The organism is uncultured Gemella sp., assembly GCF_963515875.1.
Taxonomy (GTDB): Bacteria; Bacillota; Bacilli; order Staphylococcales; family Gemellaceae; genus Gemella.
The window spans coordinates 1-19696 of the sequence record NZ_CAUPZX010000017.1 but is presented as its reverse complement, the minus strand read 5'-3'; the positions used below and the strand labels follow the sequence as shown (position 1 = coordinate 19696).

19 protein-coding genes are annotated in these 19696 nt (G+C 30.7%); 15 read left to right on the top strand and 4 right to left on the bottom strand.

Annotated elements, in window-relative coordinates:
- Positions 1-333 precede the first annotated feature (333 nt).
- From rpsF to RWL85_RS04435, 5 genes are all read left to right on the top strand, one after another.
- On the top strand, positions 334-621 hold the full coding sequence (gene rpsF, locus RWL85_RS04455; protein WP_314085406.1) for a 30S ribosomal protein S6: 288 nt from the start codon (positions 334-336) through the stop codon (positions 619-621).
- A gap of 13 nt (positions 622-634) precedes the next feature.
- Positions 635-1204, top strand: coding sequence for a single-stranded DNA-binding protein (locus tag RWL85_RS04450; RefSeq protein ID WP_314085405.1), 570 nt, complete (start codon positions 635-637; stop codon positions 1202-1204).
- Between the two features lie 23 nt (positions 1205-1227).
- Positions 1228-1476, top strand: a complete 249-nt coding sequence (rpsR, locus tag RWL85_RS04445; protein WP_003144201.1) for a 30S ribosomal protein S18 — start codon at positions 1228-1230, stop codon at positions 1474-1476.
- A gap of 105 nt (positions 1477-1581) precedes the next feature.
- Positions 1582-2799 carry an HD domain-containing protein gene (locus tag RWL85_RS04440; RefSeq protein ID WP_314085404.1) on the top strand — a complete coding sequence of 406 codons (1218 nt, stop codon included), beginning with the start codon at positions 1582-1584 and terminating at the stop codon, positions 2797-2799.
- Positions 2800-3038: 239 nt separating this feature from the next.
- On the top strand, positions 3039-4115 hold the full coding sequence (locus RWL85_RS04435) for an iron-containing alcohol dehydrogenase family protein (protein WP_314085402.1): 1077 nt from the start codon (positions 3039-3041) through the stop codon (positions 4113-4115).
- A 54-nt stretch (positions 4116-4169) separates the two neighbouring features.
- On the opposite strand, the gene RWL85_RS04430 is transcribed toward RWL85_RS04435, so the two are convergent.
- Together RWL85_RS04430 and hpf are read right to left on the bottom strand one after the other, a co-directional pair.
- Positions 4170-4745 carry a DJ-1 family glyoxalase III gene (locus RWL85_RS04430; protein WP_314085400.1) on the bottom strand — a complete coding sequence of 192 codons (576 nt, stop codon included), beginning with the start codon at positions 4743-4745 and terminating at the stop codon, positions 4170-4172.
- Positions 4746-5109: 364 nt separating this feature from the next.
- On the bottom strand, positions 5110-5655 hold the full coding sequence (hpf, locus tag RWL85_RS04425) for a ribosome hibernation-promoting factor, HPF/YfiA family (protein WP_314085398.1): 546 nt from the start codon (positions 5653-5655) through the stop codon (positions 5110-5112).
- A gap of 290 nt (positions 5656-5945) precedes the next feature.
- Between hpf and RWL85_RS04420 the strand changes: the two genes are divergently transcribed.
- From RWL85_RS04420 to RWL85_RS04410, 3 genes are all read left to right on the top strand, one after another.
- Positions 5946-7490: a DEAD/DEAH box helicase family protein gene (locus tag RWL85_RS04420; protein ID WP_314085396.1), complete on the top strand. Its 1545-nt coding sequence runs from the start codon at positions 5946-5948 to the stop codon at positions 7488-7490.
- On the top strand, positions 7487-8083 hold the full coding sequence (locus RWL85_RS04415; protein WP_314085394.1) for a ComF family protein: 597 nt from the start codon (positions 7487-7489) through the stop codon (positions 8081-8083). The genes RWL85_RS04420 and RWL85_RS04415 overlap by 4 nt, the downstream gene beginning before the upstream one ends.
- 146 nt (positions 8084-8229) lie before the next feature.
- Positions 8230-9471 carry an MFS transporter gene (locus tag RWL85_RS04410; RefSeq protein ID WP_314085392.1) on the top strand — a complete coding sequence of 414 codons (1242 nt, stop codon included), beginning with the start codon at positions 8230-8232 and terminating at the stop codon, positions 9469-9471.
- A 50-nt stretch (positions 9472-9521) separates the two neighbouring features.
- Here RWL85_RS04410 and RWL85_RS04405 read toward each other — a convergent pair whose 3' ends face one another.
- Entirely contained in the window at positions 9522-10484 is a 963-nt protein-coding gene (locus RWL85_RS04405) for a hypothetical protein (RefSeq protein WP_314085391.1), read from the bottom strand.
- Positions 10485-10510: 26 nt separating this feature from the next.
- Positions 10511-11278: a M15 family metallopeptidase gene (locus RWL85_RS04400; protein WP_314085389.1), complete on the bottom strand. Its 768-nt coding sequence runs from the start codon at positions 11276-11278 to the stop codon at positions 10511-10513.
- 337 nt (positions 11279-11615) lie between these two features.
- Between RWL85_RS04400 and RWL85_RS04395 the strand changes: the two genes are divergently transcribed.
- The 7 genes from RWL85_RS04395 to RWL85_RS04365 all read left to right on the top strand — a co-directional run bounded on the left by RWL85_RS04395 (position 11616) and on the right by RWL85_RS04365 (position 19489).
- Positions 11616-12617: a DUF2232 domain-containing protein gene (locus tag RWL85_RS04395; RefSeq protein ID WP_314085387.1), complete on the top strand. Its 1002-nt coding sequence runs from the start codon at positions 11616-11618 to the stop codon at positions 12615-12617.
- A 2-nt stretch (positions 12618-12619) separates the two neighbouring features.
- Complete coding sequence (locus RWL85_RS04390; RefSeq protein WP_314085385.1) at positions 12620-14566, top strand: DHH family phosphoesterase; 1947 nt, start codon at positions 12620-12622, stop codon at positions 14564-14566.
- Positions 14567-14598: 32 nt separating this feature from the next.
- On the top strand, positions 14599-15042 hold the full coding sequence (gene rplI, locus RWL85_RS04385; protein ID WP_314085383.1) for a 50S ribosomal protein L9: 444 nt from the start codon (positions 14599-14601) through the stop codon (positions 15040-15042).
- 22 nt (positions 15043-15064) lie between these two features.
- A complete protein-coding gene (gene dnaB, locus RWL85_RS04380; protein ID WP_314085381.1) occupies positions 15065-16426 on the top strand; it encodes a replicative DNA helicase in 1362 nt (453 codons plus the stop codon).
- A gap of 11 nt (positions 16427-16437) precedes the next feature.
- Complete coding sequence (locus RWL85_RS04375) at positions 16438-17748, top strand: DUF4767 domain-containing protein (protein WP_314085379.1); 1311 nt, start codon at positions 16438-16440, stop codon at positions 17746-17748.
- Positions 17749-17835: 87 nt separating this feature from the next.
- Positions 17836-18813 (top strand): signal peptide peptidase SppA, encoded by a 978-nt coding sequence (gene sppA, locus RWL85_RS04370; RefSeq protein WP_314085377.1) that lies wholly within the window; start codon positions 17836-17838, stop codon positions 18811-18813.
- A gap of 13 nt (positions 18814-18826) precedes the next feature.
- The gene (locus RWL85_RS04365) at positions 18827-19489 is read left to right on the top strand and encodes an RDD family protein (protein WP_314085375.1); all 663 of its coding nucleotides are present in this window, start codon (positions 18827-18829) and stop codon (positions 19487-19489) included.
- Positions 19490-19696: the final 207 nt, after the last annotated feature.

Below are 19696 nucleotides of genomic sequence, written 5' to 3'. Positions count from 1 at the left end.
AGTAAAGTATGTTTACTAAGTAGTTGGACTAATATTTGTGAACATGAAAAATAGTGTAATATCAAAAGTCTAACTTGAACAAGAGAAACATTTTTAATTGTTAGAAATATTAAAATGTTAATTTTAGTTTTTAGGTAAGATGGATAAGTTTAATATTAAAAAAATGGTAAATTTCTAAAGTAAGTTCCAGTAACATTAAAAAAATTAAAAAATATTATAGTTATTAGTTGCTTTTTATTTCTATAGTTGATATAATAATCGCTAGAGTAATTTTATTACTCCTTACTCTTTAGAAAGCTAGAGAGTCGCAAAGACCAAAAGGAGGTAACACACATGAGAAAATATGAAGTAATGTTTGCTGTTCAACCACGTATCGAAGAAGAAGCTAAAAAAGCTGTGGTTGATAGATTCGTAAATATTCTTTCAGAAGGTGCAGAAGCAGTAGAAGTTAAAGATTTAGGTAAAAAACGCCTAGCTTATGAAATCGAAGACTTCAGTGATGCTTACTACTATGTAGTAGAATTAACTTCAGAAACAGATGCGTCTACAAAAGAATTCGATCGTTTAGCAAAAATTAGCGATGACATTATTCGTCACATGGTAGTAAGATTAGAAAAATAAGGGGTGAAATACTATGGTAAATCGTGTAGTATTAGTAGGAAGATTAACTAAAGATCCAGAATTGAGATATTCTAATTCGAATATTCCAATGCTTTATTTCTCAGTAGCTGTAAACAGAACATTCACTGACCAAAATGGTCAAAGACAAGCGGACTTTATTAACTGTGTAACTTTTAGAAAGCAAGCAGAAAATATAGCACGTTTCTTAGGACGTGGAAGTCTGATTTCTGTTGAAGGTAGAATACAGACTAGAAATTATCAAGGTAAAGATGGAAACACAGTTTATGTTACTGAAGTAGTAGCAGAAAGTGTTCAATTCCTTGAATCTAAAAATAGCTCACATAGTAGACAAAACAATGGTTTTGACTCAATGAGTTTTAATCAACCTCAATCACAACCAGCGTATAATAACAATAATCAAAATTATTATAACAATACTAATCAAAACTTTGGACAAGCTAATTCAGCTATGCAAGATTTTATTAATGACAGTTCATCATTCTCTGATTTTGGGGAAAACTTCCCGAGTAACTTAGATGATGACTTCATGCAGGATGTAGTAAATCCGTTTAAAGAAGACTAAAATTACATAGGAGGACATGCACAATGGCAGTAACTAACAATCGTCGTAACAACATGCGTCGTCGTAAAAAAGTATGTTATTTCACTAAAAATAACGTAGAATTTATCGACTACAAAGATGTAGAATTACTTAAAAAATTCATCTCAGAACGTGGAAAAATTTTACCACGTCGTGTAACAGGTACTTCAGCTAAGTACCAAAGAATGTTAACTACAGCAATTAAAAGAGCTAGACACATGGCGCTTTTACCATATGTAGTAGACGAAAAATAAAAATAATGATTAAAAAAGATGAGCTAAGGCTTGTCTTTTTTTTATGCTCTGATATAATAAAAGTGAAATATAGTAAAGAAAATTATTATTACAGGGGGAAAAGTGATGGAATTAAGAAGATTAGATGAGACAAAGGTACTAAAAGATCCAGTGCATAGTTATATACATATTCATTATAAAGTTATCTGGGATTGCCTTGATAGTAGAGAATTTCAAAGATTACGTAGGATAAGACAACTTGGTGGAGATTTTCAGGTATATCCAACGGCAGAACATTCGAGATTTTCTCATTCGCTTGGTGTGTATGAGATAGTTAGAAGAATGGTGACTGAAATTAAAACTTTGAGCGCAGAGTTAACTGAATATGAAAAAGTATGTGTAATGCTAGCTGGCTTACTACATGATGTAGGGCATGGTCCATTTTCTCATGCATTTGAACATGTTACTAGGCATAGTCATGAGGAATATACAGCAAAAATTATACTAGGAAACACAGAATTAAATTCTATCTTAAAGTCCGTTTCAAAAGCCTTACCTGAAGATGTCGTTTCGATAATTCAGCATACTCACAGTAACGATATATTGAATCAGATTGTGTCGGGGCAGCTTGATGCAGATAGGATGGACTATTTATTGCGAGATTCTTATTTTACTGCAACAAGTTATGGTCAATTTGATCTTGAAAGAATATTACGAACTATGCGTGTTAGGAAAACTGATGAAGGTAGAAAAGTAATTGTTGTAAAACATACTGGTATCCATAGCGTAGAGGATTATATTATGGCTAGATATCAGATGTACTGGCAAGTTTATTATCATCCTGTAGCTAGAAGTTATGAGGCGGTATTTATTCAATTATTTAATAGATTAAAGGATATTTTTGTCGAAAATAAATCTTACTTTGATGATATGAGGGTATTGGTACCTTTCTTAGAAAAGTCAGAAGTGACAGAAGAAGAGTATTTTAAATTAGATGAAAATGCTTTGTTATATTTCTGTACGTTAATACAAGAAAAAGGGGATAGTGTTGCTGCAGATCTTGCTAAAAGATTACAAAATAGAAAACTGTTTGAGTATGTGGATTATAGTGAGGAAAATCTAGCTCAGATTAGAAATATGTTGATAAAAGATGGTTTTGAAGAACGTTATTATTTAAGAGTTGAGAATGTAGAAGCGAGTGTATATAGCCCGTATAAGGGAAGAAAAATTCTGATTGAGAAGCTTAATGGAGAAATAGTGGCGTTAGAGAAGGCTAGTAATATAGTAGAATCGATAACAAAAGGACAGACTAAAAAAGAGGGGACTATATTTTTCCCTAGATAATAATATAAAAATTAAGGTAATAGAGGGGTTGTTGATCATGATATGATAATGCTTCGGTTATTATCTTAATTTTTTTAAGTATAGATGAAATCTTCCTATAAAAAGGTTTGAAACTTCTTTTTAATTGTCAGAAAATGATTTATTTTTAACTTACTATTGATTTTAGTTTTCGGAAATGTTATAATCATAATTACATATTAAAGAAATTATAAATTTTAACAACAAAGGAGAGATGTAAAATGTTTGAATTAGCAAATGTAGCAAGACCAGGGGTAAGTGAATATATTTCAGGAAGTGGGGCGTTATCTGCACTTGATAATAGATTAGAAGGGTTTAAAACTCCTTTGATTGTTACTGGAGAAAAATCTTACGCAGCATTTACAAAGTTTTATAAAGGAAATAGAGAGTTTAGGGTAGCGAAATATGATGGATCGGCATCTTTTGAAGATATGCAGCGTATTGCTGATGAATACGGTGAAGGTGTTGACGTAGTTCTTGGAGTAGGTGGAGGTCGTGTTATCGACACTGCAAAAGGTGTAGCGCAAAACTTAAATGTTGAGTATATGACGGTACCGACAGTAATCGCAACTTGTGCACCTTATGCACCGGTAGCGGCAGTTTATCATCCAGATCATACATTTAGAGAGGTTGCGTATTTTAAACGTACAGCATATGCTTGTGTAGCAGACTTAGATTTATTATTAGAATCTCCAAAAGAGTACTTTGTAGCTGGAATTGGGGATACTCTAGCGAAATGGTATGAAGCAGTAGTTTTAGTTGAAAGAAATAATAAATTTAATGATCCTTTTGTAAGAATGGGATTAGAAGCAGCTAAAATCACTCGTGATGTACTTTTACGTGATGCTAATGGCGCGTTAGAAGCTATGGAAAAAGGTGAAGTAACAGAAAGTTTTAAAAATGCTGTAGATACAGTATTTGCTATCTCAGGATGTGTTGGATGCTTCGGTGTTCACTATGGACGTATGGCAGGAGCTCACGCAGTACACAACGGTATGAGTTTAGTTAAAGAAACGCACTCTGTGCTACATGGTACAAAAGTATCTTATGGTATCTTAGTGCAATTACTTGCTGAAGGTAAGAGAGAAGAAGTTGAAAAACTTGTTCCATTCTATAAAGATAATGATTTAGCTTATAACCTAGCTTGTGTTAATGTAACAGAAGATGTAGAAGAGAAAATGCAAAAAATTGCGGAGTTTGCAGCTAGTGAGAAAGAAACATTTAAACTTGCGGTTGATGTTTGTACACCTGAAGTTGTTGTAGCTGCGATGAAAGAATTAGAAGAATTAACTAAATAATATAACGTAAAAAAGACCTCGGATATTTTAATCTGGGGTCTTAAGTTTTACGTTTTATAAGTTGTTTTTTAAAATTGGTACTAACATAGCGTTACTAATGTTTTGAGCAGTGTCATCTTGTAGTAAATAATTAACTATTTCATAACCGAATAGAATAGCTACGGCTGGGCCTTGGGCAGTGATGACGTTTTTATCAATGATTACTGCTTTTTCATTATTGTATGATTTACAGTTGATTTCTTTATCAAACCCTGGGTATGAAGTGACTTCTTTATCTTCAAGTATACCTGCTTTGCTTAAAACGATAGGTGCGGCGCAGATAGCTGCAACAAGTTTTCCAGCGTTATACATATCTTGGTAGAATGTGATTATTTTATCGTTGTCACGAAGTAATGTGCTTCCAGGTATTCCACCAGGGATTACTATAGCATCGTAGTCTAAGATATTGTCGATGTCGCTAATTTTTTTATCTACTATTATTTTCACGCCGTGAGAGCTTGTTATATAATCTTCATTGTTGGCAGAAATTAGATCAACATGAATATTTGCACGACGTAGTATATCAAGAGGAGCGATAAGCTCCAATTCTTCGCTTCCATTTTCAACGAATAAAGCAACTTTTTTTGTCATAAAAAATCCTCCTAGTGTATTTTGTGTAATGTGTAAAGAATAAAATATTTCTCATGTTCTCTTATTGCGGTGAAGGACGCTTTCGACTAATTTTTCATGTGATTACACATGAAAAATGGATTCTACAGCTAGAAAATGAGCCGTAAGTCTCATTTTCTCCTAATAAAATTGAATTCAATTTTGTCGCCACCACGATAGAGAACATGAAATACATAATTATATATAAATTTAAATATTCAAAGGAATTGAAATGTAAAATCATTTTGTTTACTTATCATTTCTCTTTATTTTAATTTTATTGTATTTTCAAAGAAAAATCAACCACCTACGGAAGATGGTTGATTGTGTTTAAACTCAATATTAATTATTTAGAAATTTCTAAAACTCCGTATCCAGTATCACGGCGTTTGTAAACTACAGAAATCTCATTTGTGTTATGGTCTAAGAATGCGAAGAAATCGTGCCCTAGAAGTTCCATTTGGAAAACAGCTTCTTCTCTTGTCATAACTTCTACTTTAAGTTGTTTAACTTTACCGAAGTCTAAAGCAGTTTCTTCAGTTTCTTCTAGCTCGTTAGTAAGAATATTTTCTTCAACAAATCCTTTTTCGCGACCTTTTCTATTGATTTTTGTTTTGTGTTTTCTCATTTGACGTTCAAGTTTATCCACAACTAAATCAACAGCAGCGTATAAGTCTTCGTTAGTTTCTTCTGCACGAAGGGTTACTCCTTTAAGTGGAACAGTGATTTCTATTTTTTTCTTATTATTTTTGTATACTTTAGCATTAGCATAAACGTTTGCTTCTAAACTGTCAGCAAAGTATTTTTCTAATTTAGAAACTTTATTTTCAACATACTCTCTAATTGCTTGAGTAATTTCTAAATTTTCTCCTCGTACTTGATATCTTAACATTTTAAAGCACTCCTTTCATAAAGTAGCCTAGCTACTTTATAGGGGGTTCCCCCTCTTTTTATAGTTTTATTATACCACTTTTTGGTAACGTTAGCAATACAGTTCGCATAAAAATGTTACTTTTATAAAATATACATTTATTTTGCTTTATAAATATATTTTTGTTAAAATAAAATTAAACATTAATAGTATAAAGTTAGAAGGATATATATAAACTTAAAATGCTAATAAAATGAGGAAAAATACTGAAAAAAATTTATTGGAAATTTACAGATAGGGGGTATTAGAAAATGATTTTTAGGGAGTACTGTGAATTTATTGAAGCACTATATAATGTACGTTATTCAAGAATGACAAATTCAGAAAAAAATACATATTATAGAAATATTAAAGAAAGCTATGATAGTTTTGGGAAAATTAATGAGGATTTTGAAGAAATTTATAATGAGATAATGACGGGAGCAGTCTGTACTTTAGGAGAAGAGGATTTATCTATTTTAAGAAAGTACAATGGACTGTTTTTGTCTATTTCTAGGTTATTAAAATTAAACATAAAGATTCATTATTTAGATAATTGTCCTTATGTTGAAAAGATATATTCACTAAGGTCGAATGGTGATAGATTTCATTGCTTACAGTGTGATAACAAAGATAAAAATTTATTTTTTAGTTTTATAAGTAGAGATCAAAAAATCACGTATTGTAAAAGATGTATAGATTTTGGAAGAAGTGATGATTATTGTATAAAATTTCACATAAATATACCGATGCTTGATTTGAAAATGCCAAAGATGCCAAGTGTAAAGTTAAGTGATATTCAAGAAGAAGCAAGTGTTTCTTTAGTTCGTAACATTAATAATGGTAACAGTACGCTAATATGGGCGGTTTGTGGTGCAGGAAAGACTGAAATAGTCTATGGTGCGATATATCAAGCACTTTTATCTAATAAGCGTATTTGTCTAGCTATTCCGAGAAGAGATGTAGTAAAAGAACTGGTTGAAAGATTTATGCGTGATTTTAGTGGATATCCGATAAGTGTCTTACATGGTGAAGAGAAAACATTAGAGGATTCGAATTTCTATATTATGACTACTCACCAGCTTGTGAAATACTATAATTACTTCGATGTTATTATTATTGATGAGGTAGATGCTTTTCCGTATTCTGGGGATGAGTGTTTGGAAAATGGAGCTAGAACTAGTTTAAAAAGAGGAGGAGTATTTATATTTTTATCTGCAACGCCATCTGATAAAGTTAAATCTAGCGTTGAAGAAGTCGTCAAAATTCCTATACGATACCATAGATACCTGCTGCCTGTACCGAAAATAAAAATTGAAAAAGCTGAGGTATTTGAATTTTCGAAGAAATCCAAGTTTATCAAAGAATTTGTAATGAGTAGTCTAGAGAAAAATCGACGTGTATTAATATTTGTTCCAGAGATAGGAATGTGTGAGCCTGCGGTTTTATATTTTAAGAAGATTTTACCGGAGAAAGTATTAATAGATTTTGTTTATAGTAAAGATAAGCAAAGAAGCGAGAAAATTCAAAGATTTTATAATAGAGAAATAGATATTTTAGTAACTACTACAATATTGGAACGTGGTGTAACTTTTGATTATTTGGATGTTTTAGTTTTTGATGCGAATCATATAAATTTTACAAAAGCTGCTTTGATTCAAATCTCGGGAAGAGTGGGTAGAAAAGACTATGATAACTCTGGTGATATTGTATTTTTAGCTGATAAGATAAGTAAGGCTATGAAAGCAGCAGTTAAAGAGATTGAGTATATGAATAATTTAGCTAAATATAGAAAATTAAATAGAGGTAGAATATGAAATGTAGTTTTTGTGGATTGGAAATTAGAGAAAAACTGGGGTTTGATACAATATTTAAGAAAAAGGAGAGGTTTCAACTTTGTACTACATGTAAAGAACATATTGATATAAATGTTACAGAAGTAGGACGCTATTCGTTATATTATTTTTCAGACTATGAATTTGTAAAAGATATTATTTATTCGATAAAATATTTTGGAGAAATAGAGTGCTCTATAAAGTTTAAAAATCTTTTTGAGAAATTTTTTTCTTTTAATGAATTTGACTTAGTTACAATTGTTCCAGCTAATAGTATTCGAGAGATTATTCGTGGATTTGATCATATTGAACAGATTTGTAAGGTATGTGATGTGGAATTTGTAAAGCTTCTTGGATGCGAATATAGAGAAAAACAATCGAAATTACATAAAGAAAGAATTGAGAATAAATATTATTTTTTATCGGATATACACAGTTTAGAGAATGTTAAGAGTATTTTGATTGTAGATGATATATATACGAGTGGGACTACATTATTTGGATGCGCTAAAATCATTAATGAGGTATACCCTAATATAAAAATAAGTTTCTTGACACTTTCGAAAGTAATATAATGAGATATTTTTATTATACAAGTTTTATTTTTATGGTATAATGTTAAGGTTGAATTTTTAAAATATTAGTTCGGCAATTAGTAAAAAATTACTTAATATTATATAGTTAGGAGATGGTTAAAACAAAAATTTTATTTTCTTTTATTATGATCGCATTAATTTTAATTTTGGTGATTTTCTTATCTAAGAAATTTGAATTAAACAGAGATCAAATAGTAATATTTTGGATATTAGTTTTATTTTGGTCTGCGATAAGCATTATACGCGCTTATAGGAAGTTATACGCAATCACGCCGATTGATCAAGGTGGACTTTCTTTAACGCCGGTACTCGCAGCTCAAATAGCAGCAGGATATGGGCTTACAAGTTTAATCATAAGGTTGCCGATGTTTTTAGCAAGTGATATATTTAAAAGACGTAAAATATTTGTGCAAATTTCGCTATTTTTACTAATAGTGACTTCATTTTTAGTTGCATTTAATGGTAATTACGTAACTTTATACTTATCTTCATTATCATTGGGTATAAGTGCAACAATGCTTGCATTATTTAATGTTATCTTCTCAGAGACATTTTCTAAAGATAAAGCAGCAGTTTCAGTCTCGATATTATCTGTAGCCCCATTATTAGCTGAATTTATTGCAGCACCAATACAATATGTTTTTACAATGAATACATATAAACATTTTGATTATATGTGGATAGTTACGGCTGTTATTGCAATAGTAACGTTTATATTATCGTTTATGATGAAAGATTATCGCCCTGTTGATAGTGATTTTTCATTTGATAAGGTAAAAGTGGTAATTAAACATAAGAGTTTTATTTATATTTGTTTATTAGCTTTATTACTTTCGTTTATAAAATTCTCAACGAGTGGAGCTAATATGATTGCTTATGGTAAAACAGAGTTAAACATGACGCCTCTTATGCTTGCGTATATGGATGCTGTTTTTGCAGTACCTCAGCTTATAGCAGGGGTTCTTGTAGGGGTTTACTTCACGAGAAAATGGGGTATACAAAGAACTTTATTATTCCTATTAGGATGTTCATTAGCATTTTACGTAATAGCATTATATGTTAATAATCCATATGTTATTTATTTTAGTTATATCTTAAATGGCTTAGGATATGGCGGAGCTTATAATGCGTTGATTTCTTTAGCAATGCAATATTTTGATAGAGAATACCGTAATGTAAGTATGGGAATATACCAAGCGTTCTTTGCTTTGGGGATTTATTATGGTGACTATGTTTACGTGTGGATAGCTAAACATGTTAAAAATGGATTGTTTGGTTTCACACAAAGTAAAGCTATTTTCCTTATTGTTATAAGTATAACTTTATTAAGTATGCTTATGGTCAAGGTTAAAGTTAGAGATAATTAAAAAAAGTTGATTCACAATTTAGTGAGTCAACTTTTTTAATATATAAAAATCTATCCGATTAAATCTGCTCTAATCCAACCGTCACGACTACCGTATGAAACATACGCCCAAGCTTCACCTTGTGAGTTAATCTCGATATAGTGTTGATATACAGAGCTTCCAACTTTAATTGTGGCAATAATACTACTTGAATCGTTTGAAGAACTTCTTAAGTTAACCCCGGCTGATGGCTTAACATATACAGTACGTTCATCGCTACGACGACTAGAAGAATTAGATGAGCTAGAAGAATTTTCCTTCACAATTATAGTTTCTTTTTCTTTAGCTTTTTCATTTAATCCGTTAACAGTAAATGTACGTTTAAATTCTCCAGTTGCTTTTAATTTCAATTTATTTAATGTATTTTTATTTAATGTGATAGTAACTTCAACTTTATCACCATTTTTTAAGTTGCTTTGCTTATCAAATGAAACATCTGGATTTGATAGTAGGTTTGAGATTTCAGAATTTGTTTTTGCAACCTCAGGAACTTTTTTAATGTCAACTTCAGGTTTACCTTCACCTTGAGCACCGTATGTAACAAAATTTACCTCATATGTTGATAAATCAATTACATTATCTTTTTTCAAGAATTTATTATATCCGAAGTACAGTACAACGACTAATACTACGAAAGTAATAATTGCTGTTAATACAACTGGAATTATACTTTTTTTCTTTTTTGGTTCTTCTGTGTAAATTGGTGGAACGTTATAATTTTGTTGGTTATTATAATGTTGTTGATGATTGTTGTAATTTTGTTGTTGATCGAAGTTTTGGTATTGAGTATTTTGATATTGTTGATTATATCCTTGGTTATTGTATTGATTATTATCAAAGTTTTGATCATATCCCTGATTATTATATTGATTGTTGTCAAAGTTTTGATCGTAACTTTGATTGTTATAGTGTGTATTATTAAAATTTGGGTTATTATAATTTTGATTATTTTGTCCTTGATTATTTCTATTCATTTAATTCTCCTTTTATTAATAATATTTTAATTTGCATAGTCTCCACCGGGAGCATTAAGATATTCTTCTAGCGAAATATTTTTTTCATAAATAGTTTTAGCTACGTCTTCACCAACATAACGAATATGCCAACTTTCTTCCATATATCCGGTTTTTTCTACAAATTCAGGTTTATATCTAACGATAAATCCATATTTGTGAGCATTTTTTCCTAACCATTCTGCAGCTTTTTTACTGCTTTCACTAGTACCTTCTGCTCCTAAAAGTTGACCTTGGTTGTCGATAAGATCAAAAACTAATCCTGTTTGATGTTCGCTATAACCAGGACGAGCAGAGAATCTATCGGCTTCTTGTTTTCCATGAGCAGCAACATAATTATTGTATAATCCTGCTTGAGTACCATAAGCTCTAAAGCCAGAAACCTGATTAGATACATTTAACCCTAAAGATTGCGCATCACTTATTAATTTATTTACTTTTTGGCGCGCTGTAGGGTTTTCTCCAGGATTGTAGTTTGCAGGAAGAGGGTGTTTTTTATTAGCTAATATAATACCATTAATAATTGTTGGTTGAGTAACCGTCTCTGGAGTTTTTCCATTGGTAGATGGAGTGTTTTCTTTATTGTTATCAGTTTTTGTGTTTTCATTAGTAGGAGAAGATTTTTTAATATCTTTTTGATTAGTTGTATTAGATGGTGTTTGATTATTGTCTTTATTTAGGTAATAATAACCACCTAATGCTAATATTAAAACTGCTAATGTAACTGTAACAATAGTAATTACATATTTTTTCATGCAAATATCCCTTTCTATAAAATATAATAAATGTTTTTAATCTAAAAATTAATACAAAGTTTGTTGCAACCTTTACTAAATATCATAAGTTGAATAATACTTTTTGTCAATTATAAACAGTGTTTAGTATGGAAATTTATAAAAAAATTAATTTTTAAAGTTTGATTTGAAGTTAATTTTTAAGGAACTCAATCTGTGGAGTGGAAGTAGAGTTTAGGTGAGATTTGTTTTTTTATTTTCCTTTAAAAAAGTGTTGAAATTTGGTATAATAATAAAGATACCTATATAGTGTGAAATATATATAGTGGTATTATTAAAATGAAAAAGGAGTGTTAATTTGGATAATAACATTTCAGAACTTTTGAGTAAAGAAATTAAAGAATTAATGAAAAATAAATTTTTCTTTAGAACGCCTAGTGATATTAAAATATTGGCTTATTCGGTAAGTTATTTGTTATTAATATTAGTTGGAATATTCTTGAATATAGAAATTGTGACGGCCTTTCTTTCTGTTTTCCCACTTACATATGTATTAGGAGCAAAAGGACTTAAGTATTACATTCCATTAATTGGTTCGGGAGGATTAATACTATCATTATTAACTTCTCCTAATATAATAACTTGGTTTGGAATACATATGATTATATCTTATGTAGTGTATAGGACGATATATGTAAGAGGATCAAAAGTTTTCTTAGTAGTTGCAGTTAGTTCCTTAATATTTTTAGCTGTAGCATTGTATATATTCTTATCAATAAGATTGGGGCATATAACAATTGATAGTAAACAGATACTAGATTTTATTAATTCTTATGTGAATTCTATGACGGAAATGAATCAAAGTGTTGATAAGAACCTGGTACTAGAAAGTTTTTCAAATCTGCAAAAATCATTCCCTGTAACGATCTTTATAGTATTGTTTGCATATAGTCTTTTGTTGGTTCAGTACACATTATCGTTATTAAGTAGAGAATATGTGATTATACCAGTATTTCCAAAATTTAGTAGAATAATGTTGAGTCCTAGAAGTGGATATATATATATTGGGGTTACATTATTAACTTTTCTTGTAGAAATGGAAACTGGTAGTGATACTTATAGTTTTTGGAATATTTTATTCCAAAATTTAACAGGAGTGCTATCATTGGCGTTTGTTTTGAATGGATTATTTACAGCATTTTTCTTTATAGAACAAAAATCTAATTCGAAAATACCGATAGGTAAGCCTGTTGTATTTGCCTTGATGTTTATTTTTAGTCCTATTTTTGAATTACTAGGATTTGTTGACAGTATATTTAAATTAAGAGAAGGATATATTGTTATGAAGAGGGGGAGATAAGCATGAGTGATAAGAAAAAATATGAATTAATTATCTCTATTATTTTTCTAATAGGTGCAATTCTAAGTGGTATATTTAATATTTACAGTTTAGTAATTTGTCTGTTGATGGGCTTATTTATTTTCATTCTTTATAGTCTGCAGAAGAAAAAAGCTGGTGAACAAATGGAGCGTTATATTAGTAAGTTGACTAATAGAATCAAAGATTCATCAGAAAAAGGTATAAATAAATTCCCTATAGGTATAGTTGTAATCGACAAAGATAAAAATATAGAATGGGCGAATAACTTTATTTATAAAAATATCAAAGTTGAAGAAATAAAAGGTTTAAATATTTTAGATCTTATGCCTGAAATTAAAGATCTATTTGATTTAGAAACTCCGGTTGATAATCAGTTTGAAATTTTTGGTAAACATTATAAAGTTAATTACCAAAGAGATAGTGGTTATATTTACTTCTTTGATATTACTGAAAGTAAAGTTGTAATGCAAAGATTTAGAGATACTAGACCAATCATACTTAATTTGAGTCTTGATAACTATGAAGATGTGTATGATTCTCTAGATGATGAAGTAGCAAGTAGACTAGATGCTACTATAGTTATTACTTTAACGGATTGGGCTAAAAAGAATAGTATCTACCTTAAAAGAATTGATGAAGATAGATTTATCGGATTGTTAAATGTAAAAGATTTAAAGAAAATAGAAAAAGATAAATTCCAAATTTTGGATACTATTAGAAGTTTGAAAGAAGAGTTTGGTGCACCGATTACACTAAGTATAGGAGTAGGGATGGGTACGGATTTCTTACCAGAGCTAGGTGAACTAGCTAAAAGCTCACTAGACTTAGCTTTAGGGCGTGGTGGAGATCAGGTTGCTATGAAAGATGTTGATGGTACAATAAGATTTTATGGTGGTAAAACTAATCCACAAGAAAAACGTACTAGAATTAAGGCGCGTGTTGTCTCTAATGCGTTAGCTGACATAGTAAGTGACAGCGATAAGATCATTGTAATGGGGCATAGACGTCCTGACTTTGATGCTATTGGGGCTTGTGTTGGTATTTATACTTTTGCCAAGTTTTTAAATAAAGAGTGTTATATTATCTTAAATGAAAGCGATCAAGATGAAACTATACAAAAAGTAATGTTTGAGATTGATAGTCAAGATGAACAATTATCAAAAGTATTTGTAGATAGTGACGAAGCATGGGAGCTTATGACCCCGCAAACAACATTAATAGTTGTAGATACTTCAGATGCTTCTCGTGTTATCGATGCAGCAATTTTATCAAAAGCAAATAGGAAGGTAATAATTGATCACCATAGACGAGGTGAAGATATAATTACTAATCCATTACTAACGTATATCGAACCTTATGCTTCATCGGCATCGGAATTAATCGCAGAATTAATAGAGTACCAAACTAAGATAGAGAAAATCTCACCTATTGCGGCAACGATAATGCTTGGGGGGATAGTAGTTGATACTCAAAACTTTTCGATAAGAACGGGATCTAGAACTTTTGATGCGGCAGCATATCTAAGAAGTAATGGTGCTGATCCGACAAAAGTTAAAACAATTTTAAAAGAACCGTTTGAAAACTTTATGAATAGGGTAGAAATCATTAATAATTCTATTCAGAAATCCCCAGAAATTATTATGGCGAAAGCCCCAGAAAATAAATATTACACTAATGTCATGTTAGCCCAAAGTGCGGATTTACTGCTTACTTTAAAAGGAATTGAATGTAGTTTTGCTATAGGATATTTAGATGAAGGTAAAGTGGGTATTTCGTCAAGATCGTTAGGTAATATAAATGTTCAGTTGATTATGGAAGAGCTTGGTGGTGGTGGTCATCTTGCTAATGCGGCAACGCAAATAGAGGGAATCAACTTGGATGAGGCGCTTGAGCGATTAAATGATGCCATTGATAAGGTATTAGGATAATAAGATAAAATAGATTAAAAGGAGAAATTGTAATGAAAGTTATATTTGTAGAAGATGTAAAAGGAAAAGGTAAAAAAGGAGATGTTAAGGAAATTGCTGATGGATATGCAAAATTCTTAATAACTAATAAGAAAGCTGTAGCGGCAACAAATGCTAATATGGCAACACTTAAAGGACAACAAAAACGTGTTGAAAAAGATAAACAAGAAGAATTAGTACAAGCTAACTTACTTGCTAAACAATTAGAAGGATTAGAAGTGAAAATTAAAGTTAAAGCTGGTGAAGGTGGAAGATTATTCGGATCAGTGTCTTCTAAACAAATTGTTGAAGAACTTAAAAAACAACATGATTTAAAAGTTGATAAGAAGAAAATCGATTTACCACATGGTATTCAATCTTTAGGTTATACGAATGTAAAAATTAAATTACACAATCAAGTAGAGGGAACTATTAAGGTTCATGTAGTGGAACAATAGTAGATAAAATGTAGGTGATAATATGAAATATCATATAGATTCTGTCATAATGGCAGAGCAGTCGTTACTAGGGGCTCTAATGCAGGAGCCAGAGAAATTAGTAGAAGTAAAAGCAATAGTTGATTCAGAAGACTTTTATGATGAACGAAATAAAGATATTTATAGTGCTATTTTGCGTTTAGATGAAATGGAAATAATACCTGACACCACTACGATTTTTGAAGAAATAAATAATAGTGGGGCATTCAGAAATGTGGATGCCTCATTATATATAGTGGATTTATATGATGTTACTCCAAGTTCTAGAAATATTATGCATTATGCGAATCTAGTAAAAAGATATTCAATTTACAGAGAAATTCGCTTAGTACTTTTAAATAGTACTGAGGAAATGAATCAAGGTAATGCTGACATAGATTCATTAACTGCAACATTATTTGATCAAGTAGAACGTGCCATGGAGCGTGCTAAAAATTCTCAGTTTAAAAATATGAAAGATGTAACTGATGAAGTTTTTAAAGAAATATTAGCGCGTATGGCAGGAGAAGGACAAAATGTGGCTATTCCAACAGGGTACGGAGCATTGGATAGGATAGTAGGCTTTGGTAAAGGGGATTTAATAATTCTTGCTGCTCGTCCTGCAATGGGGAAAACAGCTTTTGCTCTAAATATCGCGCTTAATATTGCAGGGAAAAATCCTCGTTCTGAAGAAGAAAAAAGAACAGTTGCGCTATTCTCTTTAGAGATGGGTGCTGATCAACTGGTATCTAGGATGATTTGTAGTGAAGGAATGATAGATTCTGAAAAGATTAAAAAAGGTAATCTTGATAATGATGATCTTATGAAACTAGAGACAGCAGTTCATTTCTTAAATCAAAAAAATGTTTTTATTGAAGATAGTGCATTTATTAAAGTTAATGAAGTAAAAGCAAAATGTAAGTTATTAAAAGCTGAACACGGTTTAGACTTAGTTGTGATTGATTATCTTCAACTTCTTCAAGGTAGTAAGAGAACTGATAATAGACAACAAGAGGTATCTGAAATATCTCGTAGTTTAAAACAGATGGCAAGGGAACTGGAATGTCCTGTAATTGCCTTATCTCAGCTCTCACGTAGTGTTGAATCTAGACAGGATAAACGACCTATGATGAGTGACCTTAGAGAATCTGGAAGTATTGAACAAGATGCTGATATAGTTTCATTTTTATATCGAGGAGATTACTACAGAAGTGAAGATGCCGATGAAAAAGAAGTTCAAGAAGCTAGCGATGTATCAACAATAGAAGTAATTATAGCTAAGAATAGGCATGGACAAACTGGTACGGCCGAACTTGCATTCATGAAACGATATAACAAGTTTGTGTCGAAAAGTTATAGTGAATAGGAGAGGAAGTTATGAATAATAAAGGTAATGATTCGCAAAATAATCAACCTAATAATGTAAATGGCTATTATGATCAAAATGGTAATTACATACAAGATGGTTACTATGATGAAAATGGTAACTTTATACAAAATGGATATTATGATCAGAATGGTAATTTTGCTCCTGGCGGCTATTATGACCAGAATGGTAATTTTGTTTCGGAGAATACCTATTATTTAGATGATAATTTAACACCCGCAGGATATTATGATCAACATGGCTTCTTTATTATAACTGGTTATTATGATAAAGATGGAAATTATGTGGAAGATAATCGCTATTTAAGTAATAATGTAGTTGATAATCAATTTGGAAATTCCTCGCAGTATGATACCCAAAATAATAATTTCCAAGGCAATAATTATGATGGAAATAGGGATTCTAAATCAACGAATATTAAGAAGAAAAATGAAAAAGACCCTGAAAAAAAGAAATCAAAATTAGGTTATTTAGTAGCTTTTATCTTAGTGTGTCTTATTGCAGCGGTTGTTTATTATTTCAAGTTTTATAATAAGGATTCGAAAGTAGTGCATCTTGATCAATATAAGGTTGAATTAGCCGTTTATGGAGCTAATAGACAAGGCAAGGTTGATGTTAACATCAAGGAGATTCCAGAAATCAAAGATGCTGATGAAAATATTAAGAAGTTCCTTAGAAAACCGGAGATTAAATATTTTCCTAAGGAGAACTTGGAAAATGGAAGTAAGGTTGATGTAGAGATAACTCTTAATAAAGAAGAAGCTGAGAAGAAAGGTCTAAAACTTAGCGGAAGCTTTAAGCGAACATTGACAGTAACTGGCTTATCGGATGAAAATAGTTCGAAAAAAGAAGATAAAAAATCTGCAGGTACATCATATTGGAATAAAAATAAAAGGGAGAAGTTATACCAATTTGTAAAAGGTTGGGAAAAATCTTTAAATCAAAATTATAAGGAATATTCAATAGATAAAAAAGTTAATTATAATGGACTGCAACTTCCTGGTGAGAGTGAGACTGTTGGTCAAACACGTTTGGTACTTGAAGGTGATAAATTAGTCAATATGAAATGGTCATCTGAAGGAAGTTACAAGGATGTTTATAATATAGTTGCGGTATATTCTGATATAGAGAATGTTTCAGGACCAGCTTCTCACTTATATTACTTTGTAATATTTAATGGTGAACCGATAGTATTGGTAACTGAACAAAATCAAGGTAATGATAAGAAATATGTATACTTCAAGAAAACAGCGAACATTTACCTACAAGAAGGATTTGAAAAAATAGTAAAAGGTGAATAAATTAAAAGCTAGGGACAGATAGCGAAATTATTGTTTGTCACTGGCTTTTTACAAAAATATTATTATAAAGTTTTGGAGGAAAAAAATATGAATTTCAAAAATAAAAGATTGATATCAACGATTATTGTGGTAGTCTTAGTAGTATTTTCGTTAATCAAAGGAACTATCACATCAAGCAATAATAGTAAAAAAGATAATGCAGAATTAAATGGATATTTAATGGAATTCTTACAAGAGCAAAGTATTACTAAGTTGACTTTAAGAAAAGGTGATAATAATGAAGTGATTCAAAAAATATCTATCGATGGTGAAATTAATTCAGAAATGACAAATGCTTATTCAAGAGGTTCTGTTCTAAATCAAATTAAAGAAGCAAAAGATAATCCAAATGTAAAAGCAATATTATTATCTGTAAATTCACCAGGTGGTGGTGTTTATGAGACTGCTGAATTGTATAACGCCCTTAAAAACAGTGGTAAGGATGTTTATGTTTCAATGAAAAAGATGGCTGCATCAGGTGGATATTATGTGTCTACACCAGCTAAGAAGATCTTTGTAAATACTGAGACAACTACTGGATCACTAGGTGTAATTATGAGTTATGTTTCTGCTCAAAAATTCTTAAACGATCATGGAATTAAACAAGAAACTATCCGTTCTGGAGAACAAAAAGCAGTGGGTGGTTTAACAGAAGACTTACCAGAATCAACTAGAAAAATTCTGCAAGAACAAAATAAAGAAGCATACGAAAGATTCGTTAAAGCTATAGCAGAAGGTAGACACCTAAGTGAAGATGAAGTTAAGAAACTTGCTGACGGTAGAACTTACACTGGTACTCAAGCGGTAGCGAATAAACTAGCTGATAAAGTTGGTACGGAAGATGAGCTTATTGATTTAATAAAAGAAGAAAAAGGACTGTCTAATCCAACTGTAATTGAGTTAAGAGCTGATAAAACTGCAGAAAGTTTAATTTCTAGATTTGTAAAAGCGACTACGAAAAGTTTTATCTCTGAATTGAATAGTGAAGTAAATTCAAATAAAGTTGAGCGTAGTTATTTAGGATAGGGAGGGGATTTAAATGAATAATGATTTAAATAATAAAATACCTTCTGATAATGCTCATTCTGATGAAGTTTCAGAGATGATTTCGGATGAGGTCGTAGAAAACATAGAATTAACTGAAGAAAAAGTAGATGTCAAAGAAGTAGAAGAGAAAGTTGATATAAAAGAAAAAGATCTCACATTACCAACATCAATAGAAGATTATATGATTCTTTCAAAGAATTTCTATGCAGGCTTTTGGACTAGATTTATTTCATATTTAATCGATATGATAGTTATTTATGCTATATCTAGTTTATTAAATACTATTAGCTTTGGGTTATTAAATAAGGTACTTGATTTTCCTATTTTAGGAGAAGAGTCTTTAAGTTATGTTATTGTTATGTTTACATACTTTATATCGATGACATACTTCTTCTCTCAAACTTTAGGAAAGATGATTATGAAGATAAAAATTGAGACAAATAGAGGTGATAAGCTAAATTTTGCAGATGTAGTTTATCGTGAATTAGTTGGAAGATTATTAACTATATTTTTAGCTTACCTACCGTATTTAGCAGTAGCTTTTACAAACAAGAAAAAAGGACTTCATGACTTTATTGCTGATACTGTAGTAGTTAAAGAAGATTTTTCTAAACTTCGTCGCCAGATGAATGAAAAATTAGAAAGTAAAAATTAATATTGTAAAAAGCTGTAGGTTTTAATAAATCTACAGCTTTAAATTTTAAATTAAATCCTAGAAAATCAGTTGAGGTTGACAAAAAGGTCCTAAAATTTGACAAAGTTCATATGAGAACTCATAGACGCAGTGGTTTATTGATATCTAAATTTGCTTTATAAAAGCTTTTTAGATATCTAATAAACTGTGCGGGGGTGACTCGACAAA

Coding starts and splice junctions, on each gene's coding strand:
- rpsF (WP_314085406.1), top strand. CDS start 334: ATGAGAAAATATGAAGTAATGTTTGCTGTTCAACCACGTATCGAAGAA.
- RWL85_RS04450 (WP_314085405.1), top strand. CDS start 635: ATGGTAAATCGTGTAGTATTAGTAGGAAGATTAACTAAAGATCCAGAA.
- rpsR (WP_003144201.1), top strand. CDS start 1,228: ATGGCAGTAACTAACAATCGTCGTAACAACATGCGTCGTCGTAAAAAA.
- RWL85_RS04440 (WP_314085404.1), top strand. CDS start 1,582: ATGGAATTAAGAAGATTAGATGAGACAAAGGTACTAAAAGATCCAGTG.
- RWL85_RS04435 (WP_314085402.1), top strand. CDS start 3,039: ATGTTTGAATTAGCAAATGTAGCAAGACCAGGGGTAAGTGAATATATT.
- RWL85_RS04430 (WP_314085400.1), bottom strand. CDS start 4,745: ATGACAAAAAAAGTTGCTTTATTCGTTGAAAATGGAAGCGAAGAATTG.
- hpf (WP_314085398.1), bottom strand. CDS start 5,655: ATGTTAAGATATCAAGTACGAGGAGAAAATTTAGAAATTACTCAAGCA.
- RWL85_RS04420 (WP_314085396.1), top strand. CDS start 5,946: ATGATTTTTAGGGAGTACTGTGAATTTATTGAAGCACTATATAATGTA.
- RWL85_RS04415 (WP_314085394.1), top strand. CDS start 7,487: ATGAAATGTAGTTTTTGTGGATTGGAAATTAGAGAAAAACTGGGGTTT.
- RWL85_RS04410 (WP_314085392.1), top strand. CDS start 8,230: ATGATCGCATTAATTTTAATTTTGGTGATTTTCTTATCTAAGAAATTT.
- RWL85_RS04405 (WP_314085391.1), bottom strand. CDS start 10,484: ATGAATAGAAATAATCAAGGACAAAATAATCAAAATTATAATAACCCA.
- RWL85_RS04400 (WP_314085389.1), bottom strand. CDS start 11,278: ATGAAAAAATATGTAATTACTATTGTTACAGTTACATTAGCAGTTTTA.
- RWL85_RS04390 (WP_314085385.1), top strand. CDS start 12,620: ATGAGTGATAAGAAAAAATATGAATTAATTATCTCTATTATTTTTCTA.
- rplI (WP_314085383.1), top strand. CDS start 14,599: ATGAAAGTTATATTTGTAGAAGATGTAAAAGGAAAAGGTAAAAAAGGA.
- dnaB (WP_314085381.1), top strand. CDS start 15,065: ATGAAATATCATATAGATTCTGTCATAATGGCAGAGCAGTCGTTACTA.
- RWL85_RS04375 (WP_314085379.1), top strand. CDS start 16,438: ATGAATAATAAAGGTAATGATTCGCAAAATAATCAACCTAATAATGTA.
- sppA (WP_314085377.1), top strand. CDS start 17,836: ATGAATTTCAAAAATAAAAGATTGATATCAACGATTATTGTGGTAGTC.
- RWL85_RS04365 (WP_314085375.1), top strand. CDS start 18,827: ATGAATAATGATTTAAATAATAAAATACCTTCTGATAATGCTCATTCT.